Annotated in this window: 12 protein-coding genes, 1 tRNA gene and 1 pseudogene; 10 read left to right on the forward strand and 4 right to left on the reverse strand. The window is 64.3% G+C overall.

All coding sequences use genetic code 11. The annotated features are described in order from the left end of the window. Positions 1-193 precede the first annotated feature (193 nt). From rlmM to pdxB, 4 genes are all read left to right on the forward strand, one after another. Positions 194-1,255 carry a 23S rRNA (cytidine(2498)-2'-O)-methyltransferase RlmM gene (gene rlmM / locus GEV38_RS09320; RefSeq protein ID WP_061302857.1) on the forward strand — a complete coding sequence of 354 codons (1,062 nt, stop codon included), beginning with the start codon at positions 194-196 and terminating at the stop codon, positions 1,253-1,255. Positions 1,256-1,880: 625 nt separating this feature from the next. Continuing rightward, on the forward strand, positions 1,881-2,189 hold the full coding sequence (locus GEV38_RS09325; RefSeq protein WP_173895777.1) for a hypothetical protein: 309 nt from the start codon (positions 1,881-1,883) through the stop codon (positions 2,187-2,189). Beyond that, positions 2,170-2,412: a sulfurtransferase TusA gene (tusA, locus tag GEV38_RS09330; protein WP_003248727.1), complete on the forward strand. Its 243-nt coding sequence runs from the start codon at positions 2,170-2,172 to the stop codon at positions 2,410-2,412. Before GEV38_RS09325 ends, tusA begins: the two co-directional genes overlap by 20 nt. 60 nt (positions 2,413-2,472) lie before the next feature. Next, positions 2,473-3,615: a 4-phosphoerythronate dehydrogenase PdxB gene (gene pdxB, locus GEV38_RS09335; RefSeq protein WP_054572737.1), complete on the forward strand. Its 1,143-nt coding sequence runs from the start codon at positions 2,473-2,475 to the stop codon at positions 3,613-3,615. A 175-nt stretch (positions 3,616-3,790) separates the two neighbouring features. Here the strand turns inward: pdxB and GEV38_RS09340 are convergent, their stop codons facing one another. Further along, on the reverse strand, positions 3,791-3,964 hold the full coding sequence (locus tag GEV38_RS09340; protein WP_170929323.1) for a PA1571 family protein: 174 nt from the start codon (positions 3,962-3,964) through the stop codon (positions 3,791-3,793). Positions 3,965-4,177: 213 nt separating this feature from the next. Between GEV38_RS09340 and GEV38_RS09345 the strand changes: the two genes are divergently transcribed. From GEV38_RS09345 to mqo, 4 genes and pseudogenes are all read left to right on the forward strand, one after another. Continuing rightward, a complete protein-coding gene (locus GEV38_RS09345) occupies positions 4,178-5,941 on the forward strand; it encodes an ABC transporter transmembrane domain-containing protein (RefSeq protein WP_054572740.1) in 1,764 nt (587 codons plus the stop codon). A gap of 765 nt (positions 5,942-6,706) precedes the next feature. Beyond that, positions 6,707-6,817, forward strand: a pseudogene (locus tag GEV38_RS28005) (hypothetical protein); the annotation flags it as partial. A 228-nt stretch (positions 6,818-7,045) separates the two neighbouring features. Continuing rightward, a complete protein-coding gene (locus GEV38_RS28010; protein WP_371929300.1) occupies positions 7,046-7,750 on the forward strand; it encodes a methyl-accepting chemotaxis protein in 705 nt (234 codons plus the stop codon). 313 nt (positions 7,751-8,063) lie between these two features. After that, on the forward strand, positions 8,064-9,638 hold the full coding sequence (mqo, locus tag GEV38_RS09355; protein ID WP_054572735.1) for a malate dehydrogenase (quinone): 1,575 nt from the start codon (positions 8,064-8,066) through the stop codon (positions 9,636-9,638). 190 nt (positions 9,639-9,828) lie between these two features. Here the strand turns inward: mqo and GEV38_RS09360 are convergent. Continuing rightward, positions 9,829-9,905: transfer RNA gene (locus tag GEV38_RS09360), tRNA-Pro, on the reverse strand. An 80-nt stretch (positions 9,906-9,985) separates the two neighbouring features. After that, positions 9,986-10,207: a YgdI/YgdR family lipoprotein gene (locus GEV38_RS09365; RefSeq protein WP_013971697.1), complete on the reverse strand. Its 222-nt coding sequence runs from the start codon at positions 10,205-10,207 to the stop codon at positions 9,986-9,988. 188 nt (positions 10,208-10,395) lie between these two features. On the opposite strand from GEV38_RS09365, the gene moaB reads away from it, so the two are divergent. Beyond that, positions 10,396-10,935 (forward strand): molybdenum cofactor biosynthesis protein B, encoded by a 540-nt coding sequence (gene moaB, locus GEV38_RS09370; protein ID WP_054572734.1) that lies wholly within the window; start codon positions 10,396-10,398, stop codon positions 10,933-10,935. Positions 10,936-10,957: 22 nt separating this feature from the next. Continuing rightward, positions 10,958-12,145: a gephyrin-like molybdotransferase Glp gene (gene glp / locus GEV38_RS09375; RefSeq protein WP_054572739.1), complete on the forward strand. Its 1,188-nt coding sequence runs from the start codon at positions 10,958-10,960 to the stop codon at positions 12,143-12,145. Here glp and GEV38_RS09380 read toward each other — a convergent pair. Beyond that, positions 12,134-13,381 carry a glycosyltransferase family 4 protein gene (locus tag GEV38_RS09380; protein ID WP_015269519.1) on the reverse strand — a complete coding sequence of 416 codons (1,248 nt, stop codon included), beginning with the start codon at positions 13,379-13,381 and terminating at the stop codon, positions 12,134-12,136. The two genes, glp and GEV38_RS09380, sit on opposite strands and share 12 nt — an antisense overlap. Between the last annotated feature and the right edge of the window lie 77 nt (positions 13,382-13,458).

The raw sequence follows: 13,458 nt of genomic DNA on the forward strand, positions 1-13,458 counted from the left end.
CCTGGCAAGATCTGCCGGTGGCACCGCTCTGTATCGATCCGCACGGCACGGACCTGGCTGAAAGGTCAGGTTAGACCGCTTTGCGCTACCTGACCCTTTTCTGGACCGGCGGGGCGTGTCGCAGGTTCCGATCTTCCTTTATCATCGCCGCCCTGCCGGCGCCTGTGGCGCGCCAGCCGAAGTGGAGTGAGAGATGAATACCCTGTTCATGCATTGCCGGCCCGGTTTCGAGGGTGAGGTGTGCGCCGAAATCAGCGAACATGCCGCCCGCCTGGGTGTTGCCGGCTATGCCAAAGGCAAGCCGCAAAGCGCCAGTGCCGAGTTTGTCTGTAGCGAGGAGGGCGGTACCGAGCGGTTGATGGGGGAACTGCGCTTCAACCAGCTGATTTTCCCGCGGCAGTGGGCCTGTGGCGGTTATGTCGAGCTGCCGGAAAGCGACCGCATCAGTGTGCTGCTGGCGCACCTGGCCGGGTTCCCGGTATTCGGTAGCCTGTGGCTGGAGGTGCTGGACAGCAACGAAGGCAAGGAACTGTCTACCTTCTGCCGCAAGTTCGAGGTGCCGCTGCGCAAGGCTTTGGAAAAGGCCGGGCGCCTGGTCGACGACCCCAGCCGCCCACGCCTGCTGCTCACCTTCATCAGCGGCCGCCGGGTATTTGCCGGTGTTGCTCCGGCCAACAACAGTGCGCTGTGGCCCATGGGCATCCCGCGCCTGAAATTCCCCCGCGAGGCGCCCAGCCGCTCGACGCTCAAGCTGGAAGAGGCCTGGCACCAGTTCATCCCGCGCGAGCAGTGGGAGCAGCGCCTGGGCGATGACATGACCGGTGTCGACCTGGGGGCCTCGCCGGGTGGCTGGACCTACCAGTTGGTGCGCCGGGGCATGCTGGTGACCGCCATCGACAACGGGCCGATGGCCGAAAGCCTGATGGACACCGGCTTGGTCCAGCACCTGATGGCCGATGGTTTCACCTGGCAACCGAAGCAGCCGGTGGACTGGATGGTGTGCGACATTGTCGAGAAACCGGCGCGTACCACCTCGCTGATCGAGACCTGGCTGGGCGAGGGGTTGTGCCGTGAAGCTGTGGTCAACCTGAAGCTGCCGATGAAACAGCGCTATGCCGAAGTACGCCGGCTGCTCGACCGCATGGAGGCGACCTTCAAGGCGCGCAAGATCAAGGTGTCGATTGCTTGCAAGCAGCTGTATCACGACCGCGAGGAAGTGACCTGCCATCTGCGCCGGTTGGACTTGAAGCGCTAGCACAGCGAACCGCTTTGCTCTTGCTTCGGCTTTTGCTTCTAAGCGCGCGATAGTTCAGGCGCCGCCGATTGCGACTTCAGGAGGCCGAGCGAAGGGACTGCGGAGGGAGGTGACGGGCATGGATGCCCGTCAAGCGCTGAGGCCCCATGGATGGGGCCTGCAGCGCGTACTCCCGGGAGCAGGCCCGTAGCGAGGGAACCCCGGAGCGCAGCGTAGGGGCCGGATGATAGGAGCCAGCGTTTTTTGGTTACTTTTTGTCGCGTTTGACAAAAAGTGACCCGCCGTAAGGGCGGAAAGGTGAATAAGCGCCACCTTCGAAAATGAATGTTGACCTTGTTGTTGATGCCCACGCTTGAAAGCGAAGAGCGAAGAGCGAAGAGCGAAGAGCGGAAAAGTACTGGTCTTGATCTCGCGCATAGTCCATTTACGATGGCGACGCTTACTCACCTTTTCGCCCTTACGGCGAGTCACTTTTTGTCAAACGCGACAAAAAGTAACCAAAAAACGCTGCGCTCCCATCATCCGGCCCCTCCGCTACGCTACGGGGTTCCCTCGCGCCGGTCTTGCTCCCGGGAGTACGCGCTGCAGGCCCCATCCATGGGGCCTCAGCGCTTGACGGGCATCCATGCCCGTCACCTCCCTCCGCAAAACCTCTGCTCGGCCTCCTGAAGTCGCGAAGATCAAGATCAAGATCAAGATCAAGATCAAGATCAAGATCAAGATCAAGATCAAGATCAAGATCAAGATCAAGATCAAGAGCAAGAGCAAGAGCAAGAGCAAGAGCAAGAGCAAGAGCAAGAGCAAGAGCAAGATCAAGATCAAGATCAAGAGCAAGCTCAGGGCTTGTCTTCACAGGCGGTGCTTGGACCACGGCGCGCGATGCGCGACAATAGCGATCATTTGCGGAGTCCCCCATGACCGATTTCACCCCTGACGCCATCCTCGACGCCACCGGCCTGAACTGCCCGGAACCGGTAATGATGCTGCACCAGCACGTGCGCAACCTGGCCGCTGGCGGCCTGCTCAAGGTCATCGCCACCGACCCCTCGACCCGCCGCGACATCCCCAAGTTCTGCAACTTCCTCGGCCACGAACTGCTGCAGCAGCAGGAAGACGCCGGTACCTTCCTGTACTGGATCCGCAAGAAAGCCGACTGAACCGCTCTGGAACACGCCCGGCGTTGCGCCTACACTGCGTTCCCCAGACAGGAGAGCGCCATGCTGATAGTTGCCGACGAGAACATCCCGCTGCTCGATGCATTCTTCCAGGGTTTCGGCGAAATCCGCCGTTACCCCGGCCGAAGCCTCGATGCCGCCAGCGTAAGGGACGCCGACATCCTGCTGGTGCGCTCGGTGACCAAGGTCGACCGCCAGTTGCTCGAAGGCAGCCGCGTGCGCTTTGTCGGCACCTGCACCATCGGCACCGACCACCTCGACCTGAACTACTTTGCCGAGGCCGGCATCCACTGGAGCAGCGCACCGGGCTGCAATGCCCGCGGCGTGGTCGATTACGTGCTGGGCAGCCTGCTGACCCTGGCAGAACTGGATGGCGTGGCACTGCCCGAGCGCGTGTATGGCGTGGTAGGCGCGGGTGAGGTGGGTGGCCGCCTGGTGCGGGTGCTGCACGGCCTGGGCTGGAAGGTACTGGTATGCGACCCGCTGCGCCAGGCCGCCGAGGGCGGTGACTACGTCAGCCTCGAGACCATCCTGCAACAGTGCGATGTGATCAGCCTGCACACCCCCTTGCAGCGTGGCGGCGAGCACCCGACCTGGCACCTGCTGGGCCAGGCGCAGCTGGCGCAGTTGCGCCCCGGTGCCTGGCTGGTCAACGCCAGCCGTGGCCCTGTAGTGGACAACGCCGCCCTGCGCGAACTGCTGCTGGACCGCGAAGACCTGCATGCGGTGCTGGATGTGTGGGAGGGGGAGCCGCAGGTCGACCTGCAACTGGCCGACCTGTGCACATTGGCTTCGCCGCACATTGCCGGCTACAGCCTCGACGGCCGCCAGCGTGGTACGGCGCAGATCTACCAGGCGCTGTGCCGCTTCCTCGGTGTGGATGAACAGGTGCAACTGGCCGACCTGCTGCCCCGGCCCCCGCTGGCGCAGATCGAGCTGGATGCCAGCACCGACCCGGCCTGGGCCTTGGCCACCCTGTGCCGCGCGGTGTACGACCCACGCCGCGACGATGCCGATTTCCGCCGCAGCCTCAGCGACGACCCGCAGCAGCAGCGTGCAGCGTTCGACCAGTTGCGCAAGCAGTACCCGCCACGGCGCGAGATCGAGGGGCTGGCGGTGCGCTTGCGCGGGGAGTCGCCGCAGTTGGCGCAGCTGGTCAGTGCCTTGGGTGGGGTGTTGGTCTGACAGCCATTTGAAAGCTGTGCCGGCCTCTTCGCGGGTAAACCCGCTCCACAGGTAGCCCGCTGACCTCAAGGCTTGTGTTGTCCCTGTGGGAGCGGGTTTACCCGCGAAAGGGCCGGTACAGGATTCAAGCAAATAAAAACCCGGCGCAAGCGCCGGGTTGCAAGGAATTCGCCGATCAACCTTTGCGTACGCGCTCGACCCGGCTTTCTTCCAGGGCCTTGCAGGCCTGCTGGATCATCTGCTCGGTGATCGGTACTTCGCGCCCCTGGGCATCGATGATCGAACCGCACACCTGCGGCTGAGGGGTAGTCCGGGGCTTCTGGTTGTCGCTGCCATGCTGCAAGCTCATGTATTGTCTCCTCATCAGGTTCAAGCGCAGGTTAACCCTGTGCCGTGACTGGCCTGTGACAGTACCTGCAGGGTCACGGCAGGCACAGTCCAACAGAAACGGCAGTAAAGCTCCATAGCCTGGTTAGACCGATAGGCTATAGCAACCCTGCAAGGGTTCCTCTGGCCTGGATGAATGGTAGGCTGCGGTTTCCCCGCCAATGTGGTCAGCGCCATGCCCGAATCGGTTTCCCCGCGTCAACGCCGCGCCTTGCGCCTGGGTTGGCAGTTTGTCCGTCCGTACCGTCGCCAGGTGCTGCTGGCCTTGCTGGCCCTGGTAGTCACCGCCGCCATCACCCTGTCCATGGGCCAGGGCATCCGCCTGCTGGTGGACCAGGGCTTCATGACCCGCTCCGCGCATCAGCTCAACCAGACCATCGGCCTGTTCCTGCTGCTGGTGGTGGCACTGGCGGTGGGTACCTTCAGCCGCTTCTACCTGGTGTCGTGGATCGGCGAGCGCTGCGTGGCCGATATCCGTCGGGCCGTGTTCGACCACCTGATCGGCCTGCATCCCGGGTTTTTCGAAGACAACCGCAGTTCCGAGATCCAGTCGCGGCTGACCGCCGACACCACCTTGCTGCAATCGGTTATCGGCTCTTCGCTGTCGATGTTCCTGCGCAACGCGCTGATGGTCATCGGTGGCGTGGTGTTGCTGTTCATCACCAACCCCAAGCTCACCAGCATCGTGGTGGTGGCCCTGCCGCTGGTGCTGGCGCCGATCCTGCTGTTCGGCCGCCGGGTACGCAGCCTGTCGCGGCAGAGCCAGGACCGGGTGGCGGATGTGGGCAGCTATGTGGCCGAGACCCTCGGGCAGATCAAGACCGTGCAGGCCTACAACCACCAGGCGCATGACCGCCAGCTGTTCGCCGGCACGGTCGAAGCGGCGTTTGCCGTGGCCCGGCAGAGGATTGCCCAGCGCGCCTGGCTTATCACCCTGGTGATCGTGCTGGTTCTGGGAGCGGTGGGGGTGATGTTGTGGGTTGGCGGCATGGACGTGATCGCCGGACGTATTTCCGCGGGCGAACTGGCCGCCTTCGTGTTCTACAGCCTGATCGTAGGCAGCGCTTTCGGCACCCTCAGCGAGGTGATCGGCGAGTTGCAAAGGGCGGCGGGCGCCGCCGAGCGCATTGCCGAACTGTTGGCGGCGCGCAGTGCAATCCTGCCGCCCGCCGTGGCGCAGGTGCTGCCGCAGCAGCGGGCCAGTGGGCGTATCGAACTGCAGCAGTTGGTGTTCGCCTACCCGTCACGGCCCTCGGTGGCGGCTGTCGATGGCCTGAGCCTGACCATCGAGCCGGGGCAGACCGTGGCGCTGGTGGGCCCGTCGGGGGCGGGCAAGTCGACCTTGTTCGATTTGTTGCTGCGCTTCTACGACCCCCAGCAGGGGCGCATCCTGCTCGATGGCCGGGCGATCACCGAACTCGACCCCGATCACCTGCGCCAGCAGTTCGCCCTGGTGGCACAGAACCCCTCGCTGTTTCGCGGCACGGTCGAGGCCAACATCCGCTATGGCCGGCCCGAGGCGACCCTGGCCGAGGTCGAGGCAGCCGCCCGGGGTGCCCATGCCGACGCATTCATCCGGCAATTGCCGCAGGGCTACCAGACACCGCTGGGCGAGGGCGGCATCGGCCTGTCCGGCGGGCAGCGGCAGCGCCTGGCCATTGCCCGTGCGTTGCTGGTCGATGCGCCGATCCTGTTGCTGGACGAAGCCACCAGCGCACTCGACGCACAAAGCGAACACCTGATCCAGCAGGCGCTGCCCAGCCTGATGGCCGGGCGCACCACACTGGTGATCGCCCATCGTCTGGCTACGGTCCAGCATGCCGACCGTATCGCGGTCATCGACAAGGGCCGGCTGGTGGCGGTGGGGACGCATCGCCAGTTGATCGAAGAGAGCCCGCTGTATGCGCGGCTGGCGGCCTTGCAGTTCACCACGGGGTAGCTTGTAGTGGCGTTGTAACATTTCTGTAGTATTTGCCTGAGAGTATCTAGCTCAACTGTTGCGTAAGTGCTCGACCTGGCTGCCATTGCTTGATGGCAGCCTTTTTTTGGCCTGCCCGCAACCGGGCTGCGTTGCGCCTTGTTGCCAGCTTGCGCGGCCCTCCGGTCTTCCTCCTGCTTTCCGAGATCCAAGATGTTGCGTAAATCCCTCAGAGTGCAAATTCTCTCCCTGCTCGGCGGCAGTCTGGTGGCGATGTTGCTGATCGCCCTGGTGTGCTTCCAGTTCCTTTCGTCCAGCGTGCGCGGCTATGCCGAGTTGGTCGATGGGCCGCTGCGGGCCTCGCAATTGATCGACGAAGCCAACCTGCAGTTCAAGATCCAGGTGCAGGAGTGGAAGAACGTGTTGTTGCGCGGGCGTCAGCCGGCTGACATTGACAAGTACTGGCAGCAGTTCCAGGCTCGCGAGCAGCAGGTGCAGCAACTGCTCGGGCAATTGATCGACAGCAGCGACGCCAGGCTCAAGGCGCCGCTGCAGCAACTGCGTGACAGCCACCGGCAGTTGGGCCAGGCCTATGCGCAGGGTCGCCAGGCATTCCTGGCGGCGGGCGGCGACCCGGTGGCCGGCGATCTGGCGGTCAAGGGCGTGGACCGCGCCGTCAGCGAGCAGATGAGCGAACTGGTCGAGCAACTGCGTGCCGAAGCTCGTCAGCACGCCGCCAGGCTGAGTGCCGGTGCCGAGCGCACGGTATGGCTGGGCCTGCTGGTGATGCTGGCTTCGGCCGTGCTGGTGGGGCTGCTCAGCCTGTGGCTGGTCAACCGCAGCCTGATCGAGCCGATCCGCCAGTTGATCGAGTATGTCGCGCAGCTGAGCCAGGGCCGCTTTGCCGCCCGGGTAGACAGCCGCCGTGAGGACGAACTGGGCCGTCTGGCGCGGGCCGCCAACACCCTGCGCGATTTCCTCGCCGACACGGTCGGCCGGCTGCAGGACAACGCCCAGGAACTGGAAGGGGCCAGCGGCCAGCTGCGCAGCATCGCCGGCGACATGGCCCGTGGTACCCACGACCAGTTCCAGCGCACCGACCAGGTGGCCACGGCCATGCACGAGATGTCCGCCACCGCCCAGGAAGTCGCCCGCCACGCCGCCGAGGCTGCCCGCGCGGCGGACGATGCCGATCACAGTGCCCAGGCGGGCGAGCAGGTGATGCAGCAGACCATCGACATCATCGGCGTGGTCAACCGCGAAATCGCTGGCACGGCGGCGGTGATTCGCGACCTTGAGCATGACAGCGCGCGCATTGGCAAAGTCCTTGAAGTGATCCGCGGCATTGCCGAGCAGACCAACCTGCTGGCGCTCAATGCGGCCATCGAAGCAGCCCGTGCCGGCGAGGCCGGGCGTGGTTTTGCGGTAGTTGCCGACGAGGTGCGCAGCCTGGCCCAGCGCACGGCGGCGTCGATCGCCGAGATCCACCAGATCATCGAGGCGGTGCAGTCGGGGGCGGTGGAGGCGGTCAAGGCCATCGAAAGCGGCCGGCAGCGCAGCGAGGAGGGTGCCGAGCAGGTGCAGCAGGCCGGGCAGATGCTGCAGCGCATCACCCTGGCAGTGGAAGCGATCCGCGACATGAACCGGCAGATCGCCACGGCGGCCGAAGAGCAGACCAGCGTGGCCGAGGACATCTCCTGCAACCTGATCGAAATCACCCGCATCGCCACGGCCAACCAGCAGGCGGTGCAGCATACCGAACAGGCGGGGCAGCGCCTGCATGGGTTGTCGGGGCAGCTGGGTGAAGTCACCTCCCGCCTCAGCGCCTGACGCCCTGTCATGCCTGACGCGGTCCCTGTAGGAGCGGCCTTGTGTCGCGATGGGCCGCAAGGCGGCCCCAATGTCTCGGCAACAGTGCTGATATCGCAGGGGGCTGCTTTGCAGCCCATCGCGACACAAGGCCGCTCCTACAAGGGCAGCGCAAGGCGGGGAAATCCGCCATTTCATTGCAGTGCATCCGGCCCCCCTGGCGGATTGTCGCCATCTACCCCGTCGCCCGCCCCCTGTATTCACTGCTCCAGACCCAGTTGGCACGTTCCCTGCTCAAGGCGGCGCGCGTGTACACAACAACTGGATAACATCAATGAAGAAATTCCTGCTGACGTTCCTCTGCCTGGGCGTCATCGGCTGCTCCAAACCCGCGGAACCGGAAAAGACCGTCGACGTGCTGCTGATCGGCGGTGGCATCATGAGTGCCAGCCTGGGTACCTACCTCACCGAGCTGGAGCCCTCCTGGAAGATCGACGTCTACGAGCGCCTGGACCAGGTGGCCGAAGAAAGCTCCAATGCCTGGAACAACGCCGGCACCGGTCACTCCGCGTTCTGCGAGTTGAACTACACCAGTGTGGGCAAGGACGGCAATATCGATATCAGCAAGGCCGTGGGGGTCAACGAGCAGTTCGAGGTGTCCAAGCAGTTCTGGGCCTACCAGGTCGAGCAGGGCGTGCTGAGCAACCCGAAGTCGTTCATCAACAACGTGCCGCACATGAGCTTTGTCTGGGGTGACGACAACGTCGCCTTCCTGCACAAGCGCGTCGACGCCCTGCAGCACAGCTCGCTGTTCCGCGGCATGGAAATCTCCGAAGACCACGAGCAGATCCGCAAGTGGGCGCCGTTGGTGATGGAGGGCCGTGACCCGGGGCAGAAGGTCGCCGCCACGCGCATGGCCATCGGTACCGACGTGAACTTTGGCGAAATCACCCGCCAGTTGTTCGCCGCGATGACCCGCAACCCCAATGTGTCGCTGAACCTGCGCCATGAGGTGCGTGACATCGTGCGCAACGACGACGGCACCTGGCATGTGCGGGTGGCCGATCTGGCCAACGGCGGCGAGGAAAAGGCCGTCAATGCCCGCTTCGTGTTCATCGGTGCCGGTGGTGGCGCGCTGAAGCTGCTGCAGAAGTCGGGCATCCCTGAAGCCGAAGGCTATGCCGGCTTCCCGGTCGGTGGTCAGTTCCTGATGACCGACAACCCCGACCTGGTCGCCCGCCACCAGGCCAAGCTGTACGGCAAGGCCTCGGTTGGCGCGCCGCCGATGTCGGTACCGCACCTGGACACGCGGATGATCGATGGCAAGCAGGTGCTGCTGTTCGGCCCGTTCGCCACCTTCTCCACCAAGTACCTCAAGCACGGCTCGCTGCTGGACATGTTCGCCTCGCTGAACAGCCACAACGTGCTGCCGATGGTCAATGCCGGTATCGACAACATCGACCTCAGCACCTACCTGATGGGGCAGCTGATGCTCAGTTTCGATGACCGCATGAACGCGCTGCGCGAGTACTTCCCCAACGCCAAGAACGAAGACTGGAAGTTGCTGCAGGCCGGCCAGCGGGTGCAGGTGATCAAGAAGGACCCGGTCCTGGGCGGTGTGCTGCAGTTCGGTACTGAAGTGGTGGCGGCGCAGGACGGCAGCATCGCTGCGTTGCTGGGAGCTTCGCCGGGTGCCTCGACAGCGGCTCCGATCATGCTGACCGTGCTGGAAAAGACCTTCAAGGACCGTATCCAGTCGCCAGCCTGGCAGGCCAGGCTCAAGGAAATCGTACCGAGCTATGGGCAAAAGCTGAACAACAACCTGGCGCTGACCAACCAGACCCGGGCATGGAGCAGTGAACGCCTGCAGTTGCTGTATGTGCCGGTGGAGGCCGAGCAAGCGTTATGACCGGTTGACGCAGCCCTTTGTAGGAGCGGCCTTGTGTCGCGAGAGGGCTGCGAAGCAGCCCCGGCGATATGTGCAGCGGTGCCGGAATCTGGGGCCGCTTTGCGGCCCATCGCGACACAAGGCCGCTCCTACAGGGACTTTTCAAGGCACAACAAAAAGCCCGCACAAGGCGGGCTTTTTGACGAGGATTTGGTCGGAGAGACAGGATTCGAACCTGCGGCCTTCTCGTCCCGAACGAGACGCGCTACCTGGCTGCGCTACACTCCGATGAAGGAAATCCTACTGCATACTTTTTTTGCACGCAAGCCCTTGTTGTTAAAAGGGCCTTTGCAAAAAACAGGCTGCGATCAGAGCTCTTTGACGGTGCGGATCTGGTCCTTGTTCAGGCGCGTGCGCTTGCCGTCCAACTGCTCGAATTCGTAGAAGCCGGAGTCTTCATCATACTTCGGTGTGTCGGTGGCCTGGATTTCGCGACCGTCGTTCAGGGTAATGACGGTTGGCGATGCGCAGCCAGCGAGGGCGCCCAGGCCCAAGGCGAGCAGGAAGGCGGGTAGGGTCCGTTGAATCATCGTGTTTCTCCAGTGCGATGGTGCTAGATGACATTAAGACGCAGGGCGTCCACGCAAGTTCCGTCTACAGTGCAGCATAGCGGCAAACCTGTGGCATTGATCGAGGACAAGGGCCACGGGCGTCAAGCTGTGATGGGCGCGTGCTGTGTTATAACTGCGGCCATCCCATCTTCTTGTGACGGACCCCCATGAAAGCCAAGGCAGATACCCCCTTCGTGCCGCTGAACATCGCCGTGCTCACAGTCAGCGACACCCGCACCTTCGACACCGATACCTCCGGCCAGATGTTCATCGACCGCCTGAGCGCGGCTGGCCATCGCCTGGCCGAGCGCGTGCTGCTCAAAGACGACTTGTACAAGATTCGCGCCCAGGTCGCCACCTGGATTGCCGATGACAGCGTGCAGGTAGTGCTGATCACCGGCGGCACCGGCTTTACTGGCCGCGACAGCACGCCCGAGGCTGTGGCCTGCCTGCTGGACAAGCAGGTAGAAGGTTTTGGTGAGCTGTTCCGGCAGATTTCCGTGGCCGACATCGGCACCTCCACCGTTCAGTCGCGCGCCCTGGCCGGGCTGGCCAACGGTACCCTGGTGTGCTGCCTGCCAGGTTCGACCAACGCGGTGCGCACCGGTTGGGACGGTATCCTCGCCGAGCAGCTGGACGCCCGTCATCGCCCGTGCAACTTCGTGCCGCACCTGAAGCAGGCAGCGGCCTGCGACAGCCGTGGCTGAGGTTACCCAGGCCCGGCCGCTGATGCCGGTAGAGCAGGCCTTGGAGCAGTTGCTGGCATTGGCCGAAGCGGCACCGATCCGTGACACCGAGAACCTGCCACTGGCCGAGGCCGAAGGCCGTGTGCTGGCCACCCACCTGGTGGCCTCGCTCGACCTGCCGCCTTGGCCGAACAGCGCCATGGACGGTTACGCCCTGCGCCTGGCCGACTGGCAGGGCGAACCACTGCCGGTCAGCCAGCGGATTTTCGCCGGCCATCCACCGCAGCCGCTGCAGCCGGGTACCTGCGCACGCATCTTCACCGGGGCACCGCTGCCCGAAGGTGCCGACTGCGTCGAGATGCAGGAAAACACCGAAGTGGCGGAGGATGGGCGGGTACGCTTTCTCGAAGCGCTGAAGACCGGGCAGAACATTCGTCCCCAGGGCCAGGAAACCCGCAAGGGCGAACAGGTGATGAGCGCCGGCACCCGGCTTGGGCCGATCGAGCTGGGCCTGGCCGCGACCTTGGGCCACGGCCGGCTGGATGTGGTGCGCAAGGTGCGGGTGGCGGTGTTGTCCACCGGTGACGAACTGGTCGAACCTGGCCTGCCGCTGGGGCCGGGGCAGATCTACAACAGTAACCGCCGACTGCTGGTCAGCTGGTTGCAGCGGCTGGGCTGCGAGGTGGTTGATGTGGGCATCCTGCCGGATGACCTGGCACGTACCCGCACCTGCCTGGCTGAACTGGGCGATGTCGACCTGATCCTGTCCACCGGCGGTGTCTCGGTGGGTGAGGCCGACTACCTCGGTGCCGCCCTGCGCGAAGCCGGCGAGCTGGCCTTGTGGAAGCTGGCGATCAAGCCGGGCAAGCCGCTGACCTTCGGCCACTTCCAGGGCGTGCCGGTAATCGGCCTGCCGGGTAACCCGGCCTCGACCCTGGTCACCTTCGGCCTGCTCACCCGGCCCTACTTGTTGCGGCGTCAGGGCGTGACCGATGTTACGCCGTTGCGCTTTGACATGCCGGCCGGCTTTGACTGGCCCAAGGCTGGCACGCGCCGCGAGTACCTGCGCGCCCGCATCGAGCAAGGCCAAGTGCGCATCTACAAGAACCAGAGTTCGGGCGTACTGCGCAGTGCGGCCTGGGCCGAGGGGCTTGTAGAAGTGCGTGAAGGCAGCACACCGAAGCAGGGTGACAGCGTGCCCTTCATTCCCTTCAGCGAACTACTTGGCTGAGCGGCCCAGCCAGGCACTGGCCAGCGGCGCGGCCTCGACCGGTGCCGCCAGGGCCAGGCGCATGTGCACGTTCTCCAGTTGCTGGGCGGCCACGCTCCAGTCGTGGCGCTGGCGGGCAAACTGGCGCCCGGCGTCGCTCAACTGGCTCATGCGCCAGGGCTGGTTGAGCAACTGGGTGATCAGCAGCGCCAACTGATCGCCATCCTCACTGCCCAGGTAGTGCTCACCGTTGTTCGCGGCCAGGCCTGAAACGCCCTTGCCGGTGGTGATTACCGGCAAGCCGGCGGCCATCGCTTCGAGGATTTTCACCTTGGAGCCACCGGCATAGCGCAGTGGTGCGAAGAACAGTGCCGAGCGCCGCTGCAGTTCACGCAGGTCGGGGCGGTAGCCGAACCATTCGATGCGCGGGTCGTTCCAGTGCAGTTTCCAGCTGGCCGGCATGGCATGCCCGGCTATCGCCAGGCGCACCGCCGGGTTGCTCATCCAGACCTGCGGCATGATGTCTTCCAGCGCCCATTCGATGGCCTCCAGGTTGGCACCATACTCGAAGTTGCCAACGAACAGCAGGCGCTGGCTGTGCAGCGCGGGTTGCACATGCTGGTAGAAATCACAGTCCACGCCATTGACCACCACGTTCACCGGGCGCCCGCTGATCTGTGCGATCAATTCGGCATCGTGGGCGCTGACTGCCACCAGTTCGGTGGGTTGGTGCAATACCCGCTGTTCCCAGCGTCGATAACGCCAGCGGTCGAAGGCGTTGAGCGGGCGTAACCATAGCGGCAGGCGATCGTGGTTGGCGCCCCCCATCACTGATTCCAGGGTGTGCTCGCTAAGCATGTACGGCAGCCCGCGTGCCTGCAGGGCTTTTTCGAAGGGCTGGAAACTGTAGCTGTGCTCGATCTGGATCACGTCCCAGGGCTCGTCCAGCAATTGCTCGAAGCGGTGCCGCAGGCAAGGGGCCAGACCATTGATAATTGCGCGCATGGGGTAAGCGATAATCGGCGAGGCCAGCAGGTTGAGCGGGCTGTGCAGGGGCCGTCGGGGCAGCACGATCAGGCGCTCGAGCAGCGGTTCCAGGGCCTCGCGGGCGGCATCGTCGAGGGGGATCTTCGATTGCACCAGCAGGGTAATCCGGTGGCCCCGCTGTGCCAGTGCGCGTATCAGGTGGTATTGCCGGGTCTTGCTGCCGCTGGTGGTTGGCCAGGGCAGGTACGGCAGTGTCCAGAGAATGCGCATGACCCGGAATCCTCGCTAAAGGCTGCGGATAGCAAGACGCGCCCATGGGCAGCAGTGGTAGAACCACTGCCGGGGGC

Source organism: Pseudomonas sp. 13159349, from assembly GCF_013305685.1.
Classification (GTDB): domain Bacteria; phylum Pseudomonadota; class Gammaproteobacteria; order Pseudomonadales; family Pseudomonadaceae; genus Aquipseudomonas; species Aquipseudomonas asiatica.